At 69.1% G+C, this 23,142-nt stretch carries 23 protein-coding genes and 1 pseudogene; 11 read left to right on the forward strand and 13 right to left on the reverse strand.

Translation table 11 applies throughout. The annotated features are described in order from the left end of the window. Nucleotides 1-20 precede the first annotated feature (20 nt). Nucleotides 21-1,275 (reverse strand): annotated as a pseudogene (locus NM203_RS27275) (HNH endonuclease signature motif containing protein). A gap of 75 nt (nucleotides 1,276-1,350) precedes the next feature. Here NM203_RS27275 and NM203_RS27280 point away from each other — a divergent pair. Beyond that, entirely contained in the window at nucleotides 1,351-2,091 is a 741-nt protein-coding gene (locus tag NM203_RS27280; protein ID WP_255063726.1) for a sensor domain-containing protein, read from the forward strand. A gap of 6 nt (nucleotides 2,092-2,097) precedes the next feature. Here the strand turns inward: NM203_RS27280 and NM203_RS33215 are convergent, their stop codons facing one another. The 3 genes from NM203_RS33215 to NM203_RS27300 form a co-directional block, all read right to left on the reverse strand. After that, nucleotides 2,098-3,774, reverse strand: a complete 1,677-nt coding sequence (locus NM203_RS33215; RefSeq protein ID WP_303625275.1) for a serine/threonine-protein kinase PknH/PknJ — start codon at nucleotides 3,772-3,774, stop codon at nucleotides 2,098-2,100. A 2-nt stretch (nucleotides 3,775-3,776) separates the two neighbouring features. Continuing rightward, nucleotides 3,777-5,579 carry a serine/threonine-protein kinase PknH/PknJ gene (locus NM203_RS27295; RefSeq protein WP_255063727.1) on the reverse strand — a complete coding sequence of 601 codons (1,803 nt, stop codon included), beginning with the start codon at nucleotides 5,577-5,579 and terminating at the stop codon, nucleotides 3,777-3,779. A 69-nt stretch (nucleotides 5,580-5,648) separates the two neighbouring features. Continuing rightward, nucleotides 5,649-5,786, reverse strand: a complete 138-nt coding sequence (locus NM203_RS27300) for a hypothetical protein (RefSeq protein ID WP_255063728.1) — start codon at nucleotides 5,784-5,786, stop codon at nucleotides 5,649-5,651. 143 nt (nucleotides 5,787-5,929) lie between these two features. Between NM203_RS27300 and NM203_RS27305 the strand changes: the two genes are divergently transcribed. Beyond that, nucleotides 5,930-6,688, forward strand: a complete 759-nt coding sequence (locus NM203_RS27305) for an alpha/beta fold hydrolase (RefSeq protein WP_255063729.1) — start codon at nucleotides 5,930-5,932, stop codon at nucleotides 6,686-6,688. 3 nt (nucleotides 6,689-6,691) lie between these two features. Here NM203_RS27305 and NM203_RS27310 read toward each other — a convergent pair whose 3' ends face one another. Both NM203_RS27310 and NM203_RS27315 read right to left on the reverse strand, forming a co-directional pair. Next, nucleotides 6,692-7,447: an SDR family oxidoreductase gene (locus NM203_RS27310; protein WP_255063730.1), complete on the reverse strand. Its 756-nt coding sequence runs from the start codon at nucleotides 7,445-7,447 to the stop codon at nucleotides 6,692-6,694. Nucleotides 7,448-7,535: 88 nt separating this feature from the next. Beyond that, nucleotides 7,536-9,242 (reverse strand): alpha/beta hydrolase, encoded by a 1,707-nt coding sequence (locus tag NM203_RS27315; RefSeq protein ID WP_255063731.1) that lies wholly within the window; start codon nucleotides 9,240-9,242, stop codon nucleotides 7,536-7,538. Between the two features lie 92 nt (nucleotides 9,243-9,334). Here NM203_RS27315 and NM203_RS27320 point away from each other — a divergent pair, with 92 nt between their 5' ends. Further along, on the forward strand, nucleotides 9,335-9,550 hold the full coding sequence (locus NM203_RS27320) for a DUF3072 domain-containing protein (protein ID WP_255063732.1): 216 nt from the start codon (nucleotides 9,335-9,337) through the stop codon (nucleotides 9,548-9,550). Nucleotides 9,551-9,611: 61 nt separating this feature from the next. Here the strand turns inward: NM203_RS27320 and NM203_RS27325 are convergent, their stop codons facing one another. Next, nucleotides 9,612-10,571, reverse strand: a complete 960-nt coding sequence (locus NM203_RS27325) for a DUF8129 domain-containing protein (protein ID WP_255063733.1) — start codon at nucleotides 10,569-10,571, stop codon at nucleotides 9,612-9,614. 229 nt (nucleotides 10,572-10,800) lie between these two features. Here NM203_RS27325 and NM203_RS27330 point away from each other — a divergent pair, with 229 nt between their 5' ends. Both NM203_RS27330 and NM203_RS27335 read left to right on the forward strand, forming a co-directional pair. Next, nucleotides 10,801-11,961 carry a zinc-binding dehydrogenase gene (locus NM203_RS27330; protein WP_255063734.1) on the forward strand — a complete coding sequence of 387 codons (1,161 nt, stop codon included), beginning with the start codon at nucleotides 10,801-10,803 and terminating at the stop codon, nucleotides 11,959-11,961. Between the two features lie 4 nt (nucleotides 11,962-11,965). After that, nucleotides 11,966-12,232, forward strand: a complete 267-nt coding sequence (locus tag NM203_RS27335) for a hypothetical protein (RefSeq protein ID WP_255063735.1) — start codon at nucleotides 11,966-11,968, stop codon at nucleotides 12,230-12,232. Here the strand turns inward: NM203_RS27335 and NM203_RS27340 are convergent. Continuing rightward, nucleotides 12,213-12,605: a DUF1622 domain-containing protein gene (locus NM203_RS27340; protein ID WP_255063736.1), complete on the reverse strand. Its 393-nt coding sequence runs from the start codon at nucleotides 12,603-12,605 to the stop codon at nucleotides 12,213-12,215. The two genes, NM203_RS27335 and NM203_RS27340, sit on opposite strands and share 20 nt — an antisense overlap. Before the next feature lie 102 nt (nucleotides 12,606-12,707). Here NM203_RS27340 and NM203_RS27345 point away from each other — a divergent pair, with 102 nt between their 5' ends. Further along, entirely contained in the window at nucleotides 12,708-13,430 is a 723-nt protein-coding gene (locus NM203_RS27345) for a YqjF family protein (RefSeq protein ID WP_255063737.1), read from the forward strand. A 9-nt stretch (nucleotides 13,431-13,439) separates the two neighbouring features. On the opposite strand, the gene NM203_RS27350 is transcribed toward NM203_RS27345, so the two are convergent. Together NM203_RS27350 and NM203_RS27355 are read right to left on the reverse strand one after the other, a co-directional pair. Continuing rightward, the gene (locus NM203_RS27350) at nucleotides 13,440-13,862 is read right to left on the reverse strand and encodes a hypothetical protein (RefSeq protein WP_255063738.1); all 423 of its coding nucleotides are present in this window, start codon (nucleotides 13,860-13,862) and stop codon (nucleotides 13,440-13,442) included. Then, complete coding sequence (locus NM203_RS27355; RefSeq protein WP_255063739.1) at nucleotides 13,862-14,137, reverse strand: hypothetical protein; 276 nt, start codon at nucleotides 14,135-14,137, stop codon at nucleotides 13,862-13,864. Before NM203_RS27355 ends, NM203_RS27350 begins: the two co-directional genes overlap by 1 nt. A gap of 124 nt (nucleotides 14,138-14,261) precedes the next feature. Here NM203_RS27355 and NM203_RS27360 point away from each other — a divergent pair, with 124 nt between their 5' ends. Beyond that, complete coding sequence (locus NM203_RS27360) at nucleotides 14,262-14,846, forward strand: TetR/AcrR family transcriptional regulator (protein WP_255063740.1); 585 nt, start codon at nucleotides 14,262-14,264, stop codon at nucleotides 14,844-14,846. 7 nt (nucleotides 14,847-14,853) lie between these two features. Then, nucleotides 14,854-15,522 carry a TetR/AcrR family transcriptional regulator gene (locus tag NM203_RS27365; RefSeq protein WP_255063741.1) on the forward strand — a complete coding sequence of 223 codons (669 nt, stop codon included), beginning with the start codon at nucleotides 14,854-14,856 and terminating at the stop codon, nucleotides 15,520-15,522. 2 nt (nucleotides 15,523-15,524) lie between these two features. Here the strand turns inward: NM203_RS27365 and NM203_RS27370 are convergent, their stop codons facing one another. Both NM203_RS27370 and NM203_RS27375 read right to left on the reverse strand, forming a co-directional pair. Further along, the gene (locus tag NM203_RS27370) at nucleotides 15,525-16,985 is read right to left on the reverse strand and encodes a PE-PPE domain-containing protein (RefSeq protein ID WP_255063742.1); all 1,461 of its coding nucleotides are present in this window, start codon (nucleotides 16,983-16,985) and stop codon (nucleotides 15,525-15,527) included. 188 nt (nucleotides 16,986-17,173) lie between these two features. Beyond that, a complete protein-coding gene (locus tag NM203_RS27375) occupies nucleotides 17,174-17,683 on the reverse strand; it encodes a lipoprotein LpqH (RefSeq protein ID WP_255063743.1) in 510 nt (169 codons plus the stop codon). 188 nt (nucleotides 17,684-17,871) lie between these two features. Here NM203_RS27375 and tgt point away from each other — a divergent pair, with 188 nt between their 5' ends. Genes tgt through NM203_RS27390 form a run of 3 tightly spaced genes read left to right on the forward strand, consistent with a single transcriptional unit; the run spans nucleotide 17,872 to nucleotide 21,703 of the window. Further along, nucleotides 17,872-19,104 carry a tRNA guanosine(34) transglycosylase Tgt gene (gene tgt, locus NM203_RS27380; protein WP_255063744.1) on the forward strand — a complete coding sequence of 411 codons (1,233 nt, stop codon included), beginning with the start codon at nucleotides 17,872-17,874 and terminating at the stop codon, nucleotides 19,102-19,104. A gap of 33 nt (nucleotides 19,105-19,137) precedes the next feature. Continuing rightward, complete coding sequence (locus NM203_RS27385; RefSeq protein ID WP_255063745.1) at nucleotides 19,138-20,367, forward strand: cytochrome P450; 1,230 nt, start codon at nucleotides 19,138-19,140, stop codon at nucleotides 20,365-20,367. Between the two features lie 49 nt (nucleotides 20,368-20,416). Next, nucleotides 20,417-21,703: an acetyl-CoA hydrolase/transferase family protein gene (locus tag NM203_RS27390; protein ID WP_255063746.1), complete on the forward strand. Its 1,287-nt coding sequence runs from the start codon at nucleotides 20,417-20,419 to the stop codon at nucleotides 21,701-21,703. Here the strand turns inward: NM203_RS27390 and NM203_RS27395 are convergent. After that, entirely contained in the window at nucleotides 21,696-23,060 is a 1,365-nt protein-coding gene (locus NM203_RS27395; protein WP_255063747.1) for a flavin monoamine oxidase family protein, read from the reverse strand. The genes NM203_RS27390 and NM203_RS27395 overlap by 8 nt on opposite strands. Between the last annotated feature and the right edge of the window lie 82 nt (nucleotides 23,061-23,142).

Consider the following 23,142-nt stretch of genomic DNA (forward strand, 5'->3'; position numbering starts at 1 on the left):
ACGCCTGCAGGCGATCCCGGCTAGTTGGTCGTCGGTGGTGGGTTCGGTTTGAAGGGGTCGTACCACCACCAGTGGGCGCGTTCGCCGGTCGGACCCTTGTAGGGGGCGACCGCGGGTGGGGGTGTCGTCGGTGGCCGGGCGAGGGAGGCGTTGGTCAATATTCGGCCGCGGCGGTCGGTGACGGTGAGGTGGTAGGCGTCGCCACCGATGGTGATGACACCCCGGTGATGCAGGCGGTGGTGGTACGGGCAGACCAGGACCAGATTGTCCAGTTCGGTGGGTCCGCCGTCCCCCCAGTGCACGATGTGATGGGCGTGCAATCCTCGCGTCGCTCCGCAGCCGGGCACCACGCAGGTGCCGTGGTCGCGGTGCTCCAGAGCGCGGCGCAGGCGGCGGTTCACGGTGCGGGTGGCCCGCCCGGTGCCGATCACCCGGCCCGCGCGTTCGAACCACACCTCACAGGTGGCGTCGCAGAGCAGGTAGCGGCGCTCCTCGTCGGACAGCAGCGGCCCCAGGTGCAGGGCGGCCAAGCGTTGGTCGAGGTCGAGGTGGACCGCGACGGTGGTGCGCTGGCCGTGCGGGCGACGCTCCACGTCGGCGTCCCAGCCGGCGTCGACCAGGCTCAGGAACCCGTCCACCGCGGTCGGCATCGGCGGGGTCTGCCCGGTTTCGCGGTCGGCGTGATCCCGTTTCCAGTCGGCGATCAGCGCGTCGCGGTGCGAGCCCAGCGCGGCGTCGAAGCGGGCGGCGTCCAGCTTCGGGGAGGGTGATCTTCCACGTGGTGTGGTCCCCGTGCTCGGATTTGGTGATCGACCGCTTCGGTTCGGGTGTCGGCTTGTCGGGTGTGGATTCCAGGCTGATCGCCGTGCGCAGTTGGGTGACGGTCGCACTCCGGGCGAGGTGGGCGTAGTGGGCGTCGGAACCGTCGCCGGCGTTCTCGGCGATCGCGCCGACCTGATCGAGTGAGAGCCGGCCCTCGCGCAGCCCGTCGGTGCACTGCGGGAACTCGGCAGCCCGCTTCGCCACCGCGACGACGGTCTCGGCGTTGCGCGGGGAGCAGCCGGTCTTCCAGGCGACCAGTGCGGCGATCGATCGGCAGCCGGTGTTTCCCCAGAGGCCGTAGACGCCGTCGCCGTCGATCTCGGCCACGATGTCGACGATGCGGCCGTCGAGGGCGTTGCGCTGCCCGGTGATCTCGGCGAGCTCGGCGAACAACGCGTCGAGCCTCTCGCCGCGACTGAGGTCGGGCCCGTAAGACGCTGCCGCCGTGGACATGACCCCGTACTGGCACGCGGGTACGACAAAAAAGCCGACCGCCAGGGGTCTGCGACTAAGGAATACTCGACACTGATGATCGTCGTCTCCCGCTGTGCCGCGCTGCTCGCCGCTGTCGTCGTAGCCGCCTCGCTGTCCGCCTGCACCAGGAGTGTGGACGGCGACGGGCACTACGCCGATGCGAAGACCGCCGCGCAGACGCCCTCGAACACGTCCGCGCAGTCGGACAGGCTGATCAAGATCGACCAGCTGCCGAGCCTGGTCCTGCCCCCTGCGGACATCGGCGAGATCATGGGGGTACCGGGCATGCAGATGCTGGTTCCGTACCAGACCTTCGAGCAGATGCCCGACGACACCATCTCCGATCCGGCCTGTTTCGGCGCGATGTTCGGTGCGGTCGAACCGGTGTATCGGGGATCGGGCTACCAGGGTGTCCTCGGACAGCGGCTCGCCGACCCGGCCGACATGTCCGCCGGCCGGCTCGATCAGGCGATCATCGCGTTCGGCGACGGTGCCGACGCGACGGCGTACGTGAGCGACCAGGTTGACGCGTGGAAGGACTGCGGTGGGAAGCCGCTCACGCTCAAAGTCGCCGACATGCAGGTCAACTGGGCCGTCGACGTCCCCCGGTACGTCAACGGGGTCGACGTCCTGACCCGCACCCAGGAGGGCGGCGACGGATTCGGTTGTGGGAGGGGCATCCTCGCGAAGGACAACACCGTGATCGACGTCGCGGTGTGCGGTCCCGACACGGTGAAGGCGGGCGACTACGCCGCTGCGATCGCCGACGGAATCAACGCGAAGTACCCCGAGTAGCGCCGTTCACGCCGCGGCGATCTTCTTCGCGATCTCGTTGGTGACCGAGACGACCTGAGCCGCAGCGTCATTCGCCGAGCAGGCGAAGGTGTCGATGGCGATGTTGTTCCTCGGCGCGAGAGCCCGCACGCACGTCCACCCCTGGGCGTTCTCCAACGTCTGGGTCTGAGTGATCATCCGGTCACCCGTGTCGGTCATCGGGCCGACCACGATCTGGACGGTGTTGCCGTTCGGCGTGAAGGTGAGCGTGCGGTTGGCGCAGCGTTGCCACTCCTCGACCTCCTTCTCGAAGTAGGCCTGTGGCCCGTCGGCGTTCTGGAAGCCGACCACGGCTTGAAAGGTTTGGAAGAGCAGGCCGATCTCGTTGGCGTTGGGCCGTACGTAACCCGTTTGAGCGGTGCTGATGTACCCGGAACCGGCGTACGCGTCCTGTTGGCCCGGAGCGAAGGCGCCGACGCAGTCGCGGTCCTGCAGGTTGCCACCGTCGGTGCCCATCCTGGCGCCCTCCGTGACCTTCTCCATGTCCACGCCCATGATCTTGTTGACCTCGGCGTTGGTGAGCAGGAGACTCTTCAGATCGTTCAGGGGAACCGCGGGCAGCGCCGACGTGCTCGGGGACCGGGACGTCGTCGGTGCGGTGTCGTTGGATCCGCCGGTCGCCACCACCGCCGTCACGGTTCCCGCCACCGCCAGCACCACCACCGCCGCGAGCGCGGCGATCCACGCTCCGCTGCGCTTGCGGCGCAACGGTATCGGCTGAACAGGCGCTGCCATCGCCGTCCGTGGACTCTCGCCCGGCTGCCACCACTGCTGCACCGGCATCGGCATGCGGACCATCGTCGCGGGGTCCTGTCCGGCCAGCGCCGCTGACGCCGCCGCCGCGAGGTCGGCACCGGACTGGAACCGTCGCGCCGGGTCCTTGGCCATCGCGGTGGCGATCACCCAGTCCAACGCCGGCGGCAGACCCGGCATCCTGTCGGTCACCCGCGGCGGCGGTGTCTCGAGGTGGGCCATCATCACCGCGGGTACACCGTTGGAGTCCGCGAACGGCGCGCGGCCGGTCAGCAGGCCGTACAGCGTGCACCCCAGCGAGTACAGGTCGGCGCGTCCGTCGAACGGCATGCCCGCCAACACCTCCGGTGCCGCATAGGCGACGGTCGCGAGCACGGCGCCGGTCATCGTCAGGCCGACGTCGTCGAGCGCACGGGCGATACCGAAGTCGCCCAACAGGACTCGCTCGATGCCGCCTTCGTTGGACAGCAGGAAGTTGGCGGGCTTGACGTCACGGTGCACGACGTTGCGGGCGTGCGCGTAGTCCAGCGCCTTGGCGACTTCGGACACGACGAACACCGCGCGGGCCGGTGGCATCCGGCCGGCGTGCAGCGCCGCGTCGGCGTCGGTGCCGTCGACGTACTGCATCGCGATCCACAGCTGACCGTCCTCGGTCTCGCCGCGCCGGTAGATCGAGACGATGTTCGGGTGGGACAACCCGGATGCGACATCCGCCTCGCGGACGAACCGAGCGCGGAACTCCGGGTCGCGCGACAGTTCGGCGGACAGCACCTTCAGCGCGTCGAAGCGGGGCAGCGTCGGGTTCTGCGCCAAGTACACGGTGCCCATACCGCCTGCGCCGAGCGGTCTTTCGATGCGATAGCCCGCCACCACCGATCCTGCGGAGAACATCGTCAGCTCCCGTCCATCTTCGTCAGGACCAGGTTCGCGACCGCGACTCCCGGATTGAGCCGTCTGATAGTCGCCGCGTCGTCCGGATTCACCGGATCCGCGGGGCGTTGGGCACAGGCGTGCACGTCTACCACGACGTTGTTGCGCACCGCCAGGGCGCGCTGGCACACCTGCTGCGGCAGATCGGGCCAGGTCTGCGGGAGCGTCAGGATGCCCGCCGCGTCGGTGGACACTGCGCCGAGTTGCACGTCGCGGGTGAAGCCCGCGGGCATGGTGAGCGTCAGCGTGCGGTTGGCGCACGGTGCCCACGCCGCCTGCTGCGCGGCGCGGAAGTCCTCGGCCCGCTCGGCGCTGGGGAAGGTCGCGACGGCCACGGTCGCGTTCGTCACGTAGTAGCCGGTGGTGGACTGGTCGAACACCGTGCGCGCTTGAAAGCCCTGGAATCCGCTGCCGCCGTAGGTCGCCTTCTGAGCCGACGACCACGCTCCAATGCACTGGGCGTCGGAGGTGAAGTACGACGAGTTGTCGAACGGGATGGGGGCCGGTGGCCGCTCGGTGAGGACGCCCCCGCCGATGGCGGCTGAGACCGACTCCCCGGTGGGAAGGAAGCCGCCGAGCGCGGATGCCGCGACGGTGGGCGCTACCGGCGGCGCAGTCGGGGTAGGCGGCGTCGACGAGGTCGTGGGGTCGACCGGGGCCGCGCGCTCCTCGGGGGAGCCGCCCAGCAGCACGGCCGCGGTGGTGCCGCCGGCGACGAGGGCGACGACGGCGGCGACCCCCATGATCCACAGCCGACGGCGAGGCACGGTGGGAGATGTTGGGGGAGGGCGCATCTGCGTCGGCGCACCGGCGGGGCTCAGCATCGTGCGCCCGCCGGATTCCGGTTGCCACCACCCGCCGTCGGCCTGGCGCTGTGGATACAAGCTGACCTCGCTGCTGGGCACGGCCGCCAACGGTGCCGTGCCGGTGTGGTCTCGCAGTGCCGCGCTCGCGGCGAAAGCCAGTTCCTGCGCCGACCGGAATCGCAGCGCCGGATCCTTCGCCATGCCGGTTGCGATGACACCGTCGAGCGCGGGGGGAAGACCTGGCGCGAGGTCGGTGACACGAGGCGGTGGCCGGTGCAGGTGCGCCATCATCACAGCGGCGGGTCCGTTGGCTCCGGAGAACGGGGTCTTACCCGTCAGCAGTCGGAACAGCGTGCAGGTCAGGGAGTAGATGTCGGCGCGGCCGTCGAAGGGGTGACCGGACAGCACCTCGGGGGCGGCGTAGGCCATGGTGGCCACGACGGAACCCGTCATCGTCAGCCCGACGTCGTCGAGTGCTCGCGCGATTCCGAAGTCTCCCAGCAACACTCGCTCGTTAACGCCCGGTGGGCCGGATAGCAGGAAGTTGCCCGGCTTGACGTCGCGGTGCACGACGTGGTGCTGATGGGCGTAGTCGAGCGCCTTGGCGACCTCGGCGACGATGTGGATGGCGCGTGCGGGCGTCATGGTCCCCGACTTCAGTGCGGCGTCGGCGTCGGTGCCGTCGACGTACTGCATCGCGATCCACAGCGATCCGTCCTCGGCCTCGCCGCGGCTGTACACCGACACGATGTTGGGATGCGAGAGCTTTGATGCGACGTCGGCCTCGCGAATGAACCGGGCCCGGAACTCCGGTTGCCGCGACAGTTCGCCGGTGAGCAGCTTCAGCGCGTCGAGCCGGGGGAGTTCCGGGTTCTGTGCCAGGTAGACGCTGCCCATCCCGCCGACCCCGAGTAGCCGTTCGACGCGGTAACCCGCGATCACCGAACCGGCCGTCACCATGGGTGCAAAATACCGGGCGCCCCGGGGTGGTCAGCGCAGGTCTTCGTCACACCGGCTCGGCGGTGAACCCTACGGATCCTCGTTCTTCTCCGGAGTCGTAGCGCCCGCTGGTGCGGCACCGCCGTCCTCGGGTTGCAGCTCGGCCGAGCCGTCGTCCTCCTCGGCAGCCAGGTGTTCCTCCACCTGGCGGTCATCGGGTTCCGTCATCGTCTACCGGTCCTCTCCTCGGGTGGGTGTGAGTACCCCGTTGCGCCGGTCGAAACCCCGCCGTGACTTCCCCGTCACCCCAGATGTTCTGGACGCCCGGCTGTCCGGCGGTGGCTAAGCTGCCGCTCGGAAGGCGGTAACTCATGCGGTTCGTATTCGTGCACGGTGGTTTTCACGCGGCGTGGTGCTGGGATCGCACCGTCGCCGAACTCGAGGGTCTCGGGCACGACGCCGTCGCCGTCGACCTGCCCGGCCACGGTTCGCGGGTGGACGAGGAGTCGACGCTCGCCAACCGACGCCAGGCGGTCGCGGCCGTGATCGAAGACGGCGACGTCGTGGTCGGGCATTCCGGCGGTGGCTTCGACGCCACCCTCGGTATCGACGTCGCGCCCGAAAAGGTCAGCCACGTGGTCTATCTCGCCGCCGCACTGCCGCGTGAGGGCCGCAGCTACACCGAGGCGATGACGATGGGCAACGCCGAGGACGGTGATCTGAACGGCGACGTCGGGGAGATGTTGAGCTACCTGCACTTCGCCGAGGACGGGGCGATGACGTTCGCCGACTTCGAGGGCGCGTGGAAGTACTTCTACCACGACTGCGACGAGACCACGGCCCGCTGGGCGTTCGACCGGCTGGGGCCGGAGCGCTTCGGCGACACGACGGTCTCGCCGGTGCACGTGCCGAACTTCTGGGCGGCAGACCTGCCGCGCAGTTTCATTCTCTGCCAACAGGATCGGTCGATGCCGCGGTGGCTCGCCGATACCGTCGCGCGCCGTCTCGGCGTCGAGCAGCTGACGATCGACGCGTCGCACTCGCCGTTCCTCAGTCGGCCGAGGGAGCTTGCCGAACTCCTGGTGCACGCGACGACGACACGGCCCGGCGGCCCACTGCTGCCGGACTGAGCGCTACCTGCGGATCCTCGGGGCCAGCTGAACGCTCTCCGGCACCACCGTCGGGTTCGCGTACGACAGCGTCACCAGGGACACCAGCGTGTTCGCGACGTCGTTCAACGCCGACATCTGGGCGGGCAGCTGGCCGTGCTCGACCCACGACTTGAACAGCTGGGCCAGCAGATCGCGGTCGGCGCCCCGGAGGATCTCGGTGTCCTGGGTGGGGCCGATGCCCACGCGCACGATCGACAGGTTCGGGTGCTCGCTGCGCCAGGCCAGCAGGATCTCGTCGAGCGCGGCCTTGCTCGCGCCGTAGGCGGCAACACCGGCCCGCGGCCTGCCGACGTCGTTGCTCGATGCGACGAGCAGGACGCCGTTCTCGGACAGGTGCGGCAGTGCGGCCCTGACGACGTGGTTGGCGCCGAGCGTGTTGACGCTGAACGCGTGGATCCACGTCGAGACGTCGGTGTCCTCGATGTGGGAGAACGGGATGACCGTGCTGGTGAACACGACCGCGTCGAGCCCGCCGAGCGCCTCGGCGGCCGCCGTGACCGTGCTCGCGACGGCAGCAGGCGTGTCGGAGACGTCGAGTTCGAACGCGAAGCCGTCGATCTTGGTGGCCAGCTCGGTCAACAGCTCCATCCGGCGGGCGGCGACGGCCACCTTCGCGCCGCGCTCGGCGGCGGCGGTGGCGACGGCGTGGCCGATACCCGACGACGCCCCGACCACGAGAAGGCGCAGCCCTGCGGCATCGGCTAGTTGACTACTCACGGGAACCACCTTTGCGGCTGACGCTGCCTGAACCTTTCAGAGGTCACAGTAGAGCCTGAACGAAGGTTTGCCTTAGTTGGCCCGTGGTTTACACCGCGAGCGCGGTCAGTAACGCGTCCGCGGGCGGGATGTCCGTGGGCGCATGGGCCGCGAACGGCCCGACCAGCGACCGCCGGGCCAGCGGGCTGCCGATGACGGTGGCCTCGGCCGTTCCCTTCGGGGTGGGGATGTCGAACGTCGAGCCCGGAATCAGCACGTCGTCGCCCACGAACGGGTCACCGCCGAACCACTCGTCGAGCCACCGCGCGGCCAGTTCCTCGACCGCGGGCGGGTTCTGCGGCGTGGGGAAGCCGGCGGCGACGTAGGCGGCGAACTGGATCAGCGGGTTGCCGCCGCGCATCGAGTCCATGTGCACGCCGTCGGTGAGCACCACGCCGTTGAAATGGTCGGGCCGCGCCGAGCTCAGCGCCTCGTTGATGGTGCTAGTGGAGTTGTACAGATTCCGCGGCGCGCCGATCTCGCGGATCGGGATGTAGTGGTCGGTCGCGGCCTCGTAATCGGCGAGGCGAGCCAGTGCTGTCTCGATGGTTCCGGGGAGCGGCACGCCGTCGAGCGTGATCACCCCGACGAGGTCGGCGGCGCCGCCGTTGAGGGTCAGGAAACCGGCCGCGGCCGGGACGAGATTGCCGCCCAGTGAATGCCCCATCAGGGCGAATTTCTGTGGCAGCTTCGCGGTCACCGGGTCCAGTCCGTAGCGCGTCGCGAAACCCGCGTCCAGGGCGCTTCGCGTCAGCGCCGTCCGGTCACCCACGAAGAGGTCGGCGATCTCCGACGCCATCCCGGCGCCCCCGAGCCAGTGGTCGTCGCCGAGGAAGAGATTCGACGGAATCGTCGGCGTCACGACGATGCTGTGGGTGCGCTCGGCCAGGTTGGCGGCCGTGTAGCTGTACATCGGGCCGAGCGCCAGGAAGCCGTGCTGCAGCACGACGAGGCGGTCGGGCGGAGTGTCGCCCTCGGGGTAGTACCAGTTGGCGGCGATGCGCTGGCCGTTGCCGAGGGTGATCCACGAGTCGCGGACCGTGACCGTGCTGCCGGGCGGTAGCACCGGCGGGCCTGACGCCAGGGCCTCGACCGCCTGCAGCGCCGTCAGGGCGATCGATCCGACGTTGACGACGACGCTCGCGATCACCGAGCCGACGATGCCCAGCAGGGACGGGGCGGGTGGGGCGACGGCGGGAGCCATGAGGGCGCGGGCGGAGACCAGCGACGCCGTTGGTGCCGCCTTGGTGTTGGCCGCGACGTCGGACGCGGCGGCCTCGATGACTGCGGGCGCCTCGGGTGCGACCTCGGTCGGCTCGGCGGCCTCGGCGGCTTCGGACGTCGCGGGCTCGGGGGTGCCGGCGGGCTTGGCGACGGTCGCGGCCGCCGAGTCGACGTCGGCGGGCTTCTTCTTCGTCGTGCCGCGCTTGACGGGCTTTGCGGCGGGTTCGGCGTCGTCGGCGTCGTCAGCGTCCTCGCCTGTGCTCGCCGGGCTCTCGACCTCGTCGGCGTCGTCCTGCGTCGACTCCGTTTCGCCGACGCTCGAAGCGGGCTTGGACGGCGTGCTGTCCGGCTTATCCGGCGTCGTCGAATCCGCTGCGCTCGCGGCAGGCTTCGAGGAATCGGAGGTGCTCGTGCCGCCGCCGTCCGACCCCGAGTCGGTATCGGCGCAAGCGACCCCGGCTCCGGCCAGCAGTGCCGCCGATACCCCCGCGGTGACAACGCCCGCACCCAACCACGCCGACAAGTGCTCCATGTCGGCGATCCTGACAGGACTCGACGGCGCCCGTTGTCGGTTCACGCGACTTCACGCGTTTCGAACACGTGTGCGAGGGTAGACGAGCCTCCATGAGCAACCCCACCCAACCAGCACCGAACGAGACGCCCGAGAAGGATCCGGCCGACTGGGCCACGGGCGATGAACCGATGACAGGGCCCCAGCGCAGTTACCTGCACACCCTCGCGCAGGAGGCTGGCCGCGAGGTACCCGACGAGCTGTCGAAGGCCGACGCGTCGAAGCTGATCGACGAACTTCAGCAGACCACCGGCCGCGGAACCGACTGACACGCGAAACCCCGGCCGCCACGAGGGCGACCGGGGTTCGGCGTGTGAATGCTCGGCGGGTTTAGACGCCGACCACCTCTCGGGCGATGTCCGCGACGCGAACCTGCGCCGCCGAGACGACGCCCTGGCGGTTCTTGTGCTGCTCCTCGTACGCGATCACGGTGCGCAGATCGGCGGGGTCCTCGAGGTCCTTGATGGCCGCAACCGCCTGGCTGACGTTCAGCTCGTCGTAGTCCGCGATCGGCAACTCATCGGCCTGCACCGTTCCGGTGGAGGAACGCAGCGAGTGAAGCGCGTCCGCGGCGTCCTCGGCACCCGCGTCACGGGTGACCTTCTCGGCGGTCTCCAGCGCTGCGTCGCGCCCGGCGGTGAACGCCTTCGATGCGACGTCGCGTGCCCGGACACCACGGTCGACGAGTTCCTCAGCCGACGACTGGGTGCTGCGCAATGCGTCGATGACGCGGTCGAGTCCGCGCGTCGACAGCTGCACCGGCAGATTGGCGGCCTTCACGGCGATACCGGCTGCGGCCTGCATGGGTGAGCGGCGCAGAGCGGCGGGGCCGCCGAGCGCGTCCTCGGCCAGCACGGTGGTGAGCCAGTCGATGGTCGCTGCGTGCGCGTCGATGAGCTTGTCGGCAAGCGCCTCGACGTTCTTGTTCTGCGCGGCGACGGCAAGGGCCTTGATGTAGCGCGACCGGTCGTGCAGTTCGTGCTCGAGAGCGAGGTCGCCCAGGAGCGCCTCGTCGAACGGCTGAGCCTGCTCGGTGATGGCCTTGAACGCTGCGGCGGCACGACCGATGAACGGTGCGACGACGTTCGGGAAGCCGCCCAGTTCGCGAATCGTCGACGCGATGATGAGGGCGCGCTCGGCGGCGTGCTCGGCGTTCTGCGTCAGTTCGCGCTCGACGGCCTCGGTGCGGGCCTGTGCGACGCGGGTCTCCGCGATCTGGATCTCGGTGTGCGTAAGCTCCAGTACGGCGCGGAGCTGTGCGATGAGTGTGGTGATGTCCTTTGACGGCATACCTTTTCGAACCCACTTCTATTGTGTTGGTTTACTAGCGCGATTGCGCCACGTAGAAGGCGTACCCGCATAGCCCGCTCGGTAACGAGACCTGACTGTTGCTTGAATCACTCCCTGATCACACCCGGCCCGCGTGGCTACCAGTCGTGCGTTCGGTGCCGAGGCCTCTCGCCTGCGATCGGGCGCTCTGACATGCTCGACGCGAGGGAACCGAGCGAAGGAATCGACAATGAAGGCCGTTAGCTGTCTGGAAGGTGAACTTTCCGTCGTCGATCTGCCGTCGCCGCAGCCGGCCCGCGGGCAGCTCCTGCTCGACGTGCGCCGATGCGGTATCTGCGGGTCGGATCTGCACGCGAAGGATCACGCGGGTGAACTCGTCGACGTGATGGAGTCGGTCGGCTACCACGACTTCATGCGCAACGACACCCCAGTCGTCATGGGCCACGAGTTCTGCGGGGTGGTCGCCGAACGCGGCCGCGGTACCGCCAAGGAGTTCAAAACCGGTGCGCTCGTCGTCGCGTTCCCGCTTCTGCGTGCGAACGGCGGTGTGCACCTCACCGGGTTGTCGCCGCTCGCGCCGGGCGGTTACGCCGAGCAGGTGCTCGCCGAGGCGGCGATGACCTTCGTCGTACCGAACGGGCTGGACGCCGACACCGCCGCGCTGACGGAACCGATGGCGGTCGCTCTGCACGCCGTGCGGCGCAGCGAGGTCGGCAAGCGCGACGTCGCAGTCGTCGTCGGGTGTGGTCCGGTTGGCTTGGCGGTCATCTGCCACCTGAAGACGATGGGCGTGGATACGATCATCGCCAGCGACTTCTCGCCCGGCAGAAGGGCGTTGGCGGTGCGGTGCGGCGCGGACGTCGTCGTCGACCCGGCCAAGGAGTCGCCGTACGACGTGCTCGCCGCCAAGAAGGGCGTGCTGACCCACGTGCCCGACCTCTACGAGCTGGGGGTGGGCTCGATGGAGAAGCTGCGCAAGGTGCCCGGCTGGGCGCACCTCTACCGGGTGGCGGACACGCTCGGGGCCGCAGGCCCGAAACGGTCGGTGATCTTCGAATGCGTCGGGGTCCCCGGCATGATCGACGGCGTGGTCGCGGCCGCACCGGTCGGCGCCAGGGTGGTCGTCGTCGGCGTGTGCATGGGCGAGGACGCCTTCCGACCCGCCATGGCGATCAGCAAGGAGGTCGACATGCGCTTCGTATTCGGTTACACGCCACTGGAATTCCGCGACACGCTGCACATGCTGGCCGACGGCAAACTCGACGCGTCGGCACTCGTCACGGGTACCGTGGGCCTCTCCGGCGTCGACGCCGCCTTCCGCGCGCTCGGGGATCCGGAACGGCACGCCAAGATCCTCATCGACCCGGCCAGTTCGTCCACCGAGGTCTGATCAGGTGTCGACGTTCTGGATCTACCTGCGCCTTCAGGCCATGATGTTCGTCTTCGGAATCGTCGGCCCGATCTTCCTGTTCGGCTACTTCGCCGCCCAGCCGGATCCGACGTTGCGCTGGATGTACTGGTGGGGCCTGTTCATCACCGCGTTCGATGTGCTGCTCGCGCTGGCGCTCACCAGGAACACCGTCCTGGCCGACGCGAAGAAGGAAGAGGGCAGGCTCGCGCAGAAGATGCTGAGGCGCCGGGCTAGCTCGTCGCGTCCCTAGTCGACTTGGCCATCACCTGAGCGCCCGACGTCAGCGCCCTGCGCCACGGCGCGACGCCGTCCACCTCGATCTCGATCGAAATGCTGAGCACCGTCCGGATCAGCACGATCATCCCGAGCACGGCGGCGTCGGTGAGCGACGGTGTCGATGTCACGGTCTTGACGATGTCGGCGGCCACCAGCAGTTCCAGGCCGAGCAGGATGGCGCCGCCCAACGTGTTGCGCAGCGTCTTGAACGCCCGCTCTCCGCTCCCGGTCCGCTTCCACGCGATCGCCGCGAGCACGAACGAGAACCCCGCCCCGAGCGCCATCGCGCCGACACCGAGAAGCTCGAACGCCTGCGTCGCGCCGCTGAAGAACGACTCCGCCGCCATGGGGGTTACTGTTCCCCCGCGAGCGTGCGTGTCTGCGCACGACACGCCGGGCACTGGTGTACCAACGCGCACGCTCGCCGAGGGAAGTGACAAGATCGCGGGATGTTGGCCGACTACCCGGTCACCCCGCCGCCACTCCCGTCGCCGGTGTTCAGCGCCCAGCGCTGGGCGGAGTTGACGTTCGTGCACTGGCCGGTGGACCCCGCTGCCGTCGCGCACTTCTTCCCACCGGGCACCAGGCCCGACGTCGTGGACGGCGTCACGTACGTCGGATTGATCCCGTTCTCGATGAGAGATCTGGCGGTGGCGGTTCCGCGACCGATCCCGTACTTCGGCTACTTCCTCGAGACCAACGTCCGGCTGTACTCGACCGACGACTCGGGACGGCACGGCGTGCTGTTCAGCTCGCTCGAGACCGAGCGGCTGGCGGTGGTGCCCGCCGCGCGGATCTCGCTGGGCACGCCCTACACGTGGGCTCGGATGCGGATGAGCAGGGCGGGCGACCGCATCACCTACGACAGCGTGCGCAGGCTGCCGCGCCGCGGACTGCGCAGCCGGATCGTCGTCGACGTCGGCGGGCGGATCGAGCCGACCCCGCTCGAGGTCTGGCTGACGGCGCGGTGGGGTGCGCACACCCGCAAGGCGGGCAGGACGTGGTGGGTGCCCAACGAGCACGAGGAGTGGCCGCTGCACACTGCTGAGATCGTCGACGTGACAAGCGATCTGGTGGCAGCGGCAGGTGTCGTGACAGCAGGAGCTCCGCTGCGCGGGCTGTACTCGCCCGGCGTGAGCGCTCGGTTCGGCCGCCCGTCGGTGGTCGGCTGAACGGCGCGACTACGAACCCTTCTTGGCTGCCGCGGCCTTGGCGTCGGCGGCCTCCTTCGCCTTCTCCGCGGCGATGACCCTGCCCTCCGGGCTCGCGGCCGAGTATCCGGCGCCGGTGGCCGACGCCTCCGCCGAGTAGCAGTTCAGCGACACCCGCACCTCGTTGGTCGGCGACCCCGAGGAGTTCGGCGGCGGCGGCATCGTCTGCTCGGTGGCGTTGGAGACGAGACAGTCGGGCCACGCCTTCTGGTCGCCGACCGTCGTCGACACGACCGGCTTGAATCCCGCGTCGCTGAGCTTGGACGACGCCGCGCTGTAAGTCTGGCCCGTCACCGACGGAGGCGACGCGGCATGGGCCGGGACCGCGGCCGCCATGGCCGTCGCCGTCGCCGCAGCCGCCGTCCACAGCACGACTGCGCGTGCACTCATCATCAGTGCGCCTTGATCGCGGGTACCGCCATGGCGGTCGCCTCGGTCGTCGCCGGCGGCGCCCAGGTCGCCGTCGCCCCCATGTTCATTCCGGCGACCACCGGCTGGGAGTAGGTGGTGTTCGCCGGGGCGTCACCCGACCCCGCGAGCGACGAGCTGTGTGCGGGCGAACTGTGCCCGATGCCGAATACGCCCATGGCGAAGGCTGCGCCGACGCCGAGGACCATGCCGATCCGTGTGACGCCCTTCGGCGTCGTGGTGCGGGTGATCTCGTTCATGCCGCGATGGTGCGGACGCCAACCTACGACGGACTGGAATTGGGCTGTGACGTTTCTGGTTCGGCTGAATTCGCTTCCTCGGGAAACGCTGTGAGCCGCGTGACGTGGTGTTCAATGGAAACCCATGGCCGCGTCCGACAAGTCGACGGCGGGTGATTCGGTCACCCGCAGGATGCTGCTGGATGCCACGATGCAGATCATGCTCGAAGAGGGCTACGCGGGCGCCACGTCGCGCCGGGTGGCCGCGCGAGCCGGCGTGAAACCCGCATTGGTGCACTACTACTTCCCGAACATGGACGAGCTCTACCTCGCGGTGTTCCGTGAGGGCGCGCAGGTCAACCTCGACAGGCAGCAGGAGGCGCTGGCGTCGGACCAGCCGCTGCACGCGCTGTGGGACGAGGCCAGCGAACCGAGCGGGGCGCGGCTGCTCATGGAGTTCATGGCACTTGCCAACCACCGCAAGGCGATTCGATCGGAGATCGCGCTGTGGGCGGAGCGTTGGCGTGATGCTCAGATCACCGCGCTGGACACGATCCTGCGCGAACACGGTGCCGCCGGTGACTGGCGCACCCCCGCGGTCGTGTCGGTGCTGATGGCGTGTGTCGGCCGGATGCTGGTGCTCGAGGACGCACTCGACATCTCCACCGGCCACGGGGAACTGCGGACCCTGATCTCGCAGACGATCGACGACGTCGAACGGCCGATCTGAGACCGACGTGAGTTCACCGCCACCGCCACAGGCAAAACGCCCGTACAACAGCCCCGCCCGACGCCGCAGGGTCGCCGAAACCCGCGACCGGATCGTGACGGCGGGAGCCGCCCTGGTGCGTGAATTCACCAGCTGGGACTGGGACGGGCTGACGTTCCGGGCCGTTGCCGAACGCGCCGACGTCAGCGAGCGCACCGTCTACCGGCACTTCCCCACCGAGCGTCAGCTGCACGACGCCGTCATGGCCCGGCTGGAGGACGAAGCCGGGATCACTTACGACGACGTCGAACTCGGCACCATCGCGGAGGTGACGGGACGGCTGATCGCGTCGTTGCGGCGGTTCGCCGTCGAGCAGACGGTGCGGACCCCGCAGAGTCCCGCATTCCTCGGGGCCGACGAGCGGCGGCGCGCCGCCCTGTTGCACGCGGTACAGGCCGAAGCCCCCGACCTGACCGACGTGCAGCAGCGCATCGCCGCAGGCCTGCTGGACACGGTGTGGAGTCCGGCCACCTACGAGCGGCTCGCCAGCGCGTGGGGGCTCGACGACGACGTCGCGTTCGGTGCGATCGAGTGGATGATCTCGGGGGTGGTGTCCGCCGTTCGATCAGGCGACATCGCCGCAGCGGAACCGTCGGTGACCAAGGGACGCGCTGAGCGTCGGGCCGCAGGCCCTTGACGTCAGGCGGCCTTATCGGCGGCGGGATCGGAATCCGAAGCGGGGGCGGGCGCCGGTGCCGATTCCGCAGCCGGCGCCGTCGTATCCTCTTGTCCGGCAACGGGATCCGCGATGATCGGGGTGACCGTTGCGCCGCCGGGGGTGGCCGTCGTGCCGCCGGCCACGGTGGTCGTCGGCTCCGATTTGTTGCCGTCCGACGTGACCGTCGGATGGGTGATGCGCGCGTCGGGTTCGGGGACCGGTTCGGGCTCGGGCTCCGGCGTCGTCGTGGCTCCGGCGGCCACCGTGGGCGGATCGGCCGGTGCCGGATCGCCTATGGGGGAGGGGGTTTCGCTCGGCGCCGGTGCCGAACGCCCGTTCTCGGCTGCGCTCGTGTCAGCCGGCCCCGCGAACGACGTGACGGTCGTGTCCTGCACCGACTCCTGGCCGCCCGACACCGCGTCGGTGACACCCTGCTGCAGCGCGCCGGGCACGCCGAGCAGAGCCTCGACGATCTTGCCGGGCGGGGTGATGAACGAGAACGGCGTCGGCGTCGCGGGGTTGGCGTAGGTGCGATCGGTGTAACCCATGTCGACCGCCAGTCGGATGACCGGTTCGAGGGCCGCCAGCACCGGTTCGGTGAGCGGGGTGAGGAACAGTAGTGCTGCGACCTCCCGCACCGGGCCGAGCAGCGGCAGGTGCCTGGCGCGCACCAGGATATAGGTGTCGGTTCCGCCGGCGCCGTTGTCCGGCACCGTCTTGATCACGGAGCCGGCGGGCAGGTTGTCGACGTCCACCGGGTCGTAGTAAGGGTCGGGGTGCGCGTACCGGATCGAGAGCAGGGCGTTGGCGATCGACAGCGGATTGAAGTAGGCCGGGAAGTCGGCATACGTGTCGTACTCGTTGGTGACGTAGGTGGAGTCGTAGGGCGTCGGTTCGGCGGGACCGAAGTCCGGCAGTAGGCCCGGAATGGTGAAGCCGGGGAAACGGGCGAACACTCCGCCGTTCGGCAGGTACGGCGACGCGATGAACAGGAAGTCGATGTCGTCGGACGACGGCGCACCCTCGACGTCGGCGAGACGTCGCTTGACGGCTTCGGCGACCAGGGTTCCCTCCGAGTAGCTGACGACCCGGATCCCGCTGTCTCCGTTGTCCGCGATCGCCTGCGTCAGCTTGGGGACGCCGTCGTCCATGCTGCTTTGGAAGTTGATGTCGGCGAGGTAGGGGATGCCGTAGTAGGTGTAGTCGTCCCCCCACTCGGTGGGAGCGATCTTGCCGCTCAGTTTGGCCGGAATGTTGGCGGACAGGGTGTCGTCCTTGCCGCCGATGCCGAGCACCGCGTTGGCCAGGTCGACGCCGAGGTTCGCGGCCGTGACGTCGATCGCGTGCCCGAGGACGAGCGGCCCGGAGAGTCCGACGGCGACGGCGGCGGCGGCGATCGCCTTGCGTGCGCGGCCCTTCCTCGGCATGCGGTGTGCGGCCACGAACGTCCCCCTCGAACCCGTGTGTGCTGCGACGCTGCAGCGCAGTCCGGACGCTACACCTCGTCTGTGGTGATCAACGGACGATTCGGGCAGAAACGAAGGGGATGACAAGAATTAGCTGGGGTCTGGTCGACCGGGGAATGCCGCGCTGATGCGGCAGCATCCCCCGGTCGACTGTCGCGCCGCGCCTATGGGCAGGCGACGACCAGCTCGAAGGGCTTGGTGATGATGCCGGCCATCGGGTTGCTCATGTCGGCGCCCGTGGCGTTGCCCTTGATGGTGTAGGTGTTGCCGTCCTTGGTCGCCGTGGCGTCGCCCGCTCCGGCACCGACCGCGAGCATGGCGCCGTCCACGTTGCCGAGCGCAACGGTCGACACCGTGGGTGCGTCGCCCGCGCTGACGGTGGCGGCGATGCCGGTGGTCCCCTGGCCGATCGCGATCGCGACGGTGTCGCCCATGGTCGTGCAGGTGGGTGAGCCCGTAATCCCCTTGTCGGCTCCGTCGATCGTCAGCTTGGTGGCACCGCTACTCGCTTCGGCCGATTCGCTCGCAGACGACGATGCGGAACTCGACTCCGACGAACTCGAGGAACTCGAGGAACTCGACGCTTCCGGCTTATCGGCCGACGACGAACAACCAGACAACCCGGCGATCAGCATCGCCGCCCCGCTTACGGCTACCAGCAACCCACGCTTCACTACGTTGCTCCTTGTTTAGGTGCGGCCCGTCAAGATCGGCGGACCATCCCGAGAAGTATGGGGTGATGCTCACGGGGTGTACGGCGATTGAGCGAAATACCTTCCGAGCAGGACATAAGACGTCCGGGGCCGACGGGGCGCGGTCGCGGCGGCGATCGGCAGCGCGCAGAGTGTGAGAATCTACGGCGGTGAGCGCGTCGACCGGGAGGTTCTTCGAAGTCGAGGCGGAGCTGGCCGGACGTGCCGGCCGGGTCGGGGTGATCCACACGCCGCACGGTGACATCCGCACCCCGGCGTTCATCGCCGTCGGCACCCAGGCGACCGTCAAGGCGGTGCTGCCCGAGGCGATGAAAGACGCTGGCGCGCAGGCGGTTCTGGCCAACGCCTACCACCTCTACCTGCAGCCGGGCCCCGACGTCGTCGACGAGGCCGGGGGTGTCGCCAGGTTCATGAACTGGCCGGGGCCCACCTTCACCGACAGCGGTGGCTTCCAGGTGATGTCGCTGGGGGTGGGATTCAAGAAGGTGCTCGCGATGGATACGACGCGGGTGCAGGCGGACGACGTGATCGCCGAGGGCAAGGAGCGGCTGGCCCACGTCGACGACGACGGCGTCACCTTCCGGTCGCATCTGGACGGCTCGACGCACCGGTTCACGCCGGAGGTGTCGATCGGCATTCAGCACCAACTCGGCGCCGACATCATCTTCGCGTTCGACGAGCTGACCACGCTGGTGAACACCCGCGCCTACCAGGAGAGTTCGGTGCAGCGCACGCACGACTGGGCGGTGCGCTGCCTCGCCGAACACCGCCGGCTCACCACCGAGCGCGCGACGAAGCCGTACCAGGCGCTGTTCGGCGTCGTGCAGGGCGCGCAGTACGAGGACCTGCGGCGGCAGGCGACGCGCGGCCTGGCGGGCATCGTCGACGCCGACGGCAGGGGCTTCGACGGCTACGGCATCGGCGGCGCGCTGGAGAAGCAGAACCTCGCGACGATCGTCGGCTGGGTCACCGATGAACTGCCCGCCGACAAACCCCGTCACCTGCTCGGCATCAGCGAACCCGACGACCTCTTCGCCGCGATCGCCGCGGGAGCCGACACGTTCGACTGCGTATCGCCGTCGCGGGTGGCGCGCAACGCGTCGATCTACTCGGTGTCCGGGCGGTACAACATCACGGGCGCCCGCTACAAACGCGACTTCACGCCGCTCGATCCGGAGTGCGACTGCTACACGTGCGCGCACTACACCCGTGCTTACGTGCGACACCTGTTCAAGGCCAAGGAAATGCTGGCCTCGACGCTCTGCACGATCCACAACGAGCGGTTCATCATCAAGCTCGTCGACGACATCCGGCAGTCGATCCTCGACGGCGACTTCGACGCCTTCCGCGCGCACGTTCTGGGTCGCTACTACTCGTCCTAGCTGCACCGTCTTAGACGCGTGCACAATAAGAGCATGACGATTGCCGCCGACGCCCAGACCATGCTCATGGCGCTGCTCGATCCGTCCAACCGGGCCGACCCGTATCCGGTCTACGAGCGGTTCCGCGACCACGGTCCGCTGCTGATGCCTGCCGCGCACCTGACGGTGTTCTCGTCGTTTCGCGACTGCGACGACGTGCTGCGCCATCCATCGTCGGCAAGCGATGGGATGAAGTCGACGGCGGTGCAGAAACGCATCGCGCAGGGGGAGGTGGTGCGGCCGTTGGGCCCGCCGGGGTTCCTGTTCCTCGACCCGCCCGACCACACCCGGCTGCGCAAGCTCGTCAGCAAGGCGTTCGTGCCCAGGGTCGTCAAGGCCCTCGAACCCGACATCGTCGAGATGGTCTCCCGCATGGTGGACGCGATCGAGGCGCGAGGGTCCTTCGACGTCATCAGCGAGCTCGCCTACCCGCTGCCCGTCGCGGTGATCTGCCGGCTGCTCGGCGTGCCGCTGGAGGACGAGCCGCGGTTCAGCAGCGCCTCGGCGATCCTGGCGCAGGCGCTCGACCCGTTCATCACCATCAGCGGCGACAGCCCGGACAACGTCGACGAACGCCTGGAGGCGGGCCGCTGGCTGCGGGAGTACCTGCACGCGCTGATCGACCAGCGTCGCGGGGATCCGCGCGACGACCTGATCTCGGGCCTGATCGCCGCCGAGGAGGCCGGTGACCAACTGACCGAGGACGAGATCGTCGCGACGTGCAACCTGCTGCTGATCGCGGGCCACGAGACCACCGTCAACCTGATCGCCAACGCGACCCTCGCGATGCTGCGGCAGCCGGCGCAGTGGACGGCGCTGGCCGCCGATCCGGACCGGGTGTCGGCCGTCGTCGAGGAGACCATGCGCTACGACCCGCCCGTGCAGTTGGTCATGCGCATCGCGGGGGCGGATATGACGATCGGGGGTGTGGACGTCGCACGGGGCGACACCATGATGCTGCTGATCGCCGCGGCGCATCGCGACCCGGCCGCCCACGACCGGCCCGACGAGTTCGACCCCGACCGCGGGACCATCCGCCATCTCGGCTTCGGCAAGGGGCCGCATTTCTGCCTGGGCGCTCCGCTGGCGCGGCTCGAGGCGTCGGTCGCGCTGTCGGCCGTCGCGCGGCGCTTCCCGAACGCGCGCCTCGACGGCGAGCCCGTCTACAAGCCGAACCTCACGCTGCGCGGCTACTCGTCGCTCTCGGTGACTTGTGGAGTCTGAGTAACGCCCAGCGCGACGGGTGCACAACGAATCGCTATAGGGTCGCGCCATGCCCGAGGAACTGAGCGCCGCCGACGCCGCTGCCCGACTTGAGCCCGCGGACACGCTGGGCATCCCGCTGGGGCCCGGCCAGCCGCCGGCGTTTCTCCGCGAACTCGGCGAGCGCGAGGACTGGACGGATCTAAGGGTGTTCGGGGCGCTGCTCGCGGTGGGCACCGAACTGTTCACCCGGTCCGGGGTGCGCTACCTGTCGGGGTTCTTCGGCCCCTTGGAGCGCGCGTTGTTGGGCGCCGGCGCCGATATTCAGTTCACCCCGGCCGACTTCCGCCGCTTCGGGCCGCTCCTGGAACGCCAGGCCCCGCGGGTGATGACGACGGTTGCGGCACCGCCGGATGCCGACGGCTGGTGCTCGCTGTCGCTGCATGCGGGCGGCACGATCGACGAGATCCACCGTGCCGGAGTCGATCCGGACCGGGTGCTCGTCGTCGAGGTGTCCGATGCGTACCCGCGAACGTTCGGCCTCGGCGACCACCGGCACGCCGTGCACGTCGACGAGATCGACATCCTGGTGCGATCGTCCGATCAGCCGCTCGCGCTGCCGGGCGGCGACGCTCCGCCGAGCGACGTCGACAAGGCGATCGCGAAGCACGCCGTGGACTACATCCCCTCCGGCGCAACGCTTCAGACGGGCATCGGCTCGATTCCCAACCAGATCGCGACACTGCTCGCCGAGGGGGACGGCCACGACTACGGCCTGCACAGCGAGATGTTCACCGACGGCTGCATGAAGCTGCATCGCGCAGGCAAGATCAGCAACGCGCGCAAGGGGCAGTATCACGGGGTGAGCGTGACGACGTTCGCCTTCGGCTCGCCCGACCTGTACGCCTGGCTCGACGAGAACTCCGACGTCGCGTTCCTGCCGGTCGAGATCATCAACTCGCCCGAGGTCATCGCGGGCAACGACACGATGGTCTCGATCAACGGCGCGCTCGGCATCGACGTGCACGGCCAGGTCGTCGCGGACACGATCAACGGCGCGCAGTTCAGCGGCATCGGCGGCGCCGAGGACTTCGTGGCGGGCGCGGGCCTGGAGCTGACCGACCGCTCGCTGATCTGCCTGCCCGCGACGTTCGAGAAGGACGGCGAGGTGCAGTCCCGCATCGTGCCCGCGTTCGCCGCCGGCTCGGTGATCACCACGCCGCGGCATCACGTCGACGTCATCGTCACCGAGTACGGCGTGGCCGAACTGGAGGGTCGGACCGTGCGCGAGCGGGCCGAGGCGCTGGCCGCGATCGCGCACCCCGACTTCCGCGAAGAACTCCTCGCCGCTAGGTGAGGGATTCGACGACCTCGCGGGCAGCGCGTTCGCCCGCGTCGACCGCGCCCTCCATGTAGGCGCTCCAGTAGGTCGCGGTATCGGTTGAGGCCCAGTGGATCACGCCGACGGGTGTGGACAGCGCCGCGCCGTACTTGGTCCACACGTGTGGCCCGTGGTTGGCGTTGTAGCAGCCTCGCGTCCACTGGCGGTCCGACCACTCGCCGTCGACGTAGAACTCGGGCTTGGCCGCTCTCGGTCCGTAATGCCGGACCAGCTCCGCGGTCAACGCCGCCCGCCGCTCGGGCTCCGGCAGCCGGCCCGCGGTACGCGCTTCGTCGCCCTCGAGGAACATCAGGATGACGCCGTGGTCGTCGCCGGGGATGCAGGTGTCGTTCGACATGCGCGCCGGGCCGATATCGGAGATCAGCTGACCGTTGAAACCGTCTGCGCGCCAGAAGGGTTCGTCGTACACGAAGAACGCCTTCATCGCCGATCCGTTCGGCAGTCGCTGGGTCAGCTGGTCACGGACACCCGACAGCGGCGGGTCGTACAGGATCCTGCCCGCGAGCGTCGGTGAGATCGCGACGATGACACGTCGGGCCCGTGCCACCAGCCCGCCGCGGCAGTACACGGTGACGGAGTCGACTTCGTGCTCGATCGTCTGCACCGGTGCCTCGACCACGATGTGTGCGGCGATCAACGCCGACAGCCGCTTGGTGATTTCGCCTGTGCCGCCGACGAATCGGGTGGTCTGCGCCCCGCCCTCGGACTCCGCGAAGAGTTCCGATGTCACCCCGCAGGTCTGAATCGTGAAGAGCAGGTGCAGGAACGACACCTCGGCCGTCGGCACCGCGAGTATCCCGACGGTGCAGATCTCGAGCAGCGTCCGGGCGACGGGGGACAGCCCCTGGGCGTCGTACCAGGCGCCCGCCGTGACGGCGTCCCACTCGGCGGCGCGCGGGGCCGACCACGGAGCCTCGACCGGAACCTCGGCGGCGAGCACGTCGAGCCGACGCAGCACGAGTTCCAGCTCCTTCAACTCCGAGGCGAAGCGCGCGTGAAACTCGCCCTCCCGCAACACCCCCGAGCCGACCAACTCATAGGACGTCTCGCCGTCGTCGTACTGCCGGTAGGTCTGCACACCGAGTTCCTCGGCGAGTGCGAACATCCGCTGGTGTGTGTCGCCGATCCACTGTGCACCGAGTTCGACGGGGACGCCCGCCGTCACCTCCTCGGTGAGGATGCGGCCGCCGACCCGCTCGTCGGCTTCGAGGACGAGCGGCGTGAGTCCGGCCGCCAGCAGCGCCCTGGCCGCGATCATGCCGGACAGGCCGGCTCCGACGACGACGACGTCCGCTTCCACGTTCCGAGACATGGGCCTCACACTCTCACACCGCCACCCCGCCGAGCGTTGACTTATGTCACGCGAAACCGCGCCGGACCGTGGCGGTAACCAA

The sequence above is a fragment of the Mycolicibacterium arenosum genome (assembly GCF_024320865.1).
GTDB classification, from domain to species: domain Bacteria; phylum Actinomycetota; class Actinomycetes; order Mycobacteriales; family Mycobacteriaceae; genus Mycobacterium; species Mycobacterium arenosum.

What these genes read in the sequence shown, in the direction of transcription:
- NM203_RS27280 (WP_255063726.1), top strand. Translation starts at nt 1,351, where the DNA reads ATGATCGTCGTCTCCCGCTGTGCCGCGCTGCTCGCCGCTGTCGTCGTA.
- NM203_RS33215 (WP_303625275.1), bottom strand. Translation starts at nt 3,774, where the DNA reads ATGTTCTCCGCAGGATCGGTGGTGGCGGGCTATCGCATCGAAAGACCG.
- NM203_RS27295 (WP_255063727.1), bottom strand. Translation starts at nt 5,579, where the DNA reads ATGGTGACGGCCGGTTCGGTGATCGCGGGTTACCGCGTCGAACGGCTA.
- NM203_RS27300 (WP_255063728.1), bottom strand. Translation starts at nt 5,786, where the DNA reads ATGACGGAACCCGATGACCGCCAGGTGGAGGAACACCTGGCTGCCGAG.
- NM203_RS27305 (WP_255063729.1), top strand. Translation starts at nt 5,930, where the DNA reads ATGCGGTTCGTATTCGTGCACGGTGGTTTTCACGCGGCGTGGTGCTGG.
- NM203_RS27315 (WP_255063731.1), bottom strand. Translation starts at nt 9,242, where the DNA reads ATGGAGCACTTGTCGGCGTGGTTGGGTGCGGGCGTTGTCACCGCGGGG.
- NM203_RS27320 (WP_255063732.1), top strand. Translation starts at nt 9,335, where the DNA reads ATGAGCAACCCCACCCAACCAGCACCGAACGAGACGCCCGAGAAGGAT.
- NM203_RS27325 (WP_255063733.1), bottom strand. Translation starts at nt 10,571, where the DNA reads ATGCCGTCAAAGGACATCACCACACTCATCGCACAGCTCCGCGCCGTA.
- NM203_RS27330 (WP_255063734.1), top strand. Translation starts at nt 10,801, where the DNA reads ATGAAGGCCGTTAGCTGTCTGGAAGGTGAACTTTCCGTCGTCGATCTG.
- NM203_RS27340 (WP_255063736.1), bottom strand. Translation starts at nt 12,605, where the DNA reads ATGGCGGCGGAGTCGTTCTTCAGCGGCGCGACGCAGGCGTTCGAGCTT.
- NM203_RS27345 (WP_255063737.1), top strand. Translation starts at nt 12,708, where the DNA reads ATGTTGGCCGACTACCCGGTCACCCCGCCGCCACTCCCGTCGCCGGTG.
- NM203_RS27350 (WP_255063738.1), bottom strand. Translation starts at nt 13,862, where the DNA reads ATGATGAGTGCACGCGCAGTCGTGCTGTGGACGGCGGCTGCGGCGACG.
- NM203_RS27355 (WP_255063739.1), bottom strand. Translation starts at nt 14,137, where the DNA reads ATGAACGAGATCACCCGCACCACGACGCCGAAGGGCGTCACACGGATC.
- NM203_RS27360 (WP_255063740.1), top strand. Translation starts at nt 14,262, where the DNA reads ATGGCCGCGTCCGACAAGTCGACGGCGGGTGATTCGGTCACCCGCAGG.
- NM203_RS27385 (WP_255063745.1), top strand. Translation starts at nt 19,138, where the DNA reads ATGACGATTGCCGCCGACGCCCAGACCATGCTCATGGCGCTGCTCGAT.
- NM203_RS27390 (WP_255063746.1), top strand. Translation starts at nt 20,417, where the DNA reads ATGCCCGAGGAACTGAGCGCCGCCGACGCCGCTGCCCGACTTGAGCCC.
- NM203_RS27395 (WP_255063747.1), bottom strand. Translation starts at nt 23,060, where the DNA reads ATGTCTCGGAACGTGGAAGCGGACGTCGTCGTCGTCGGAGCCGGCCTG.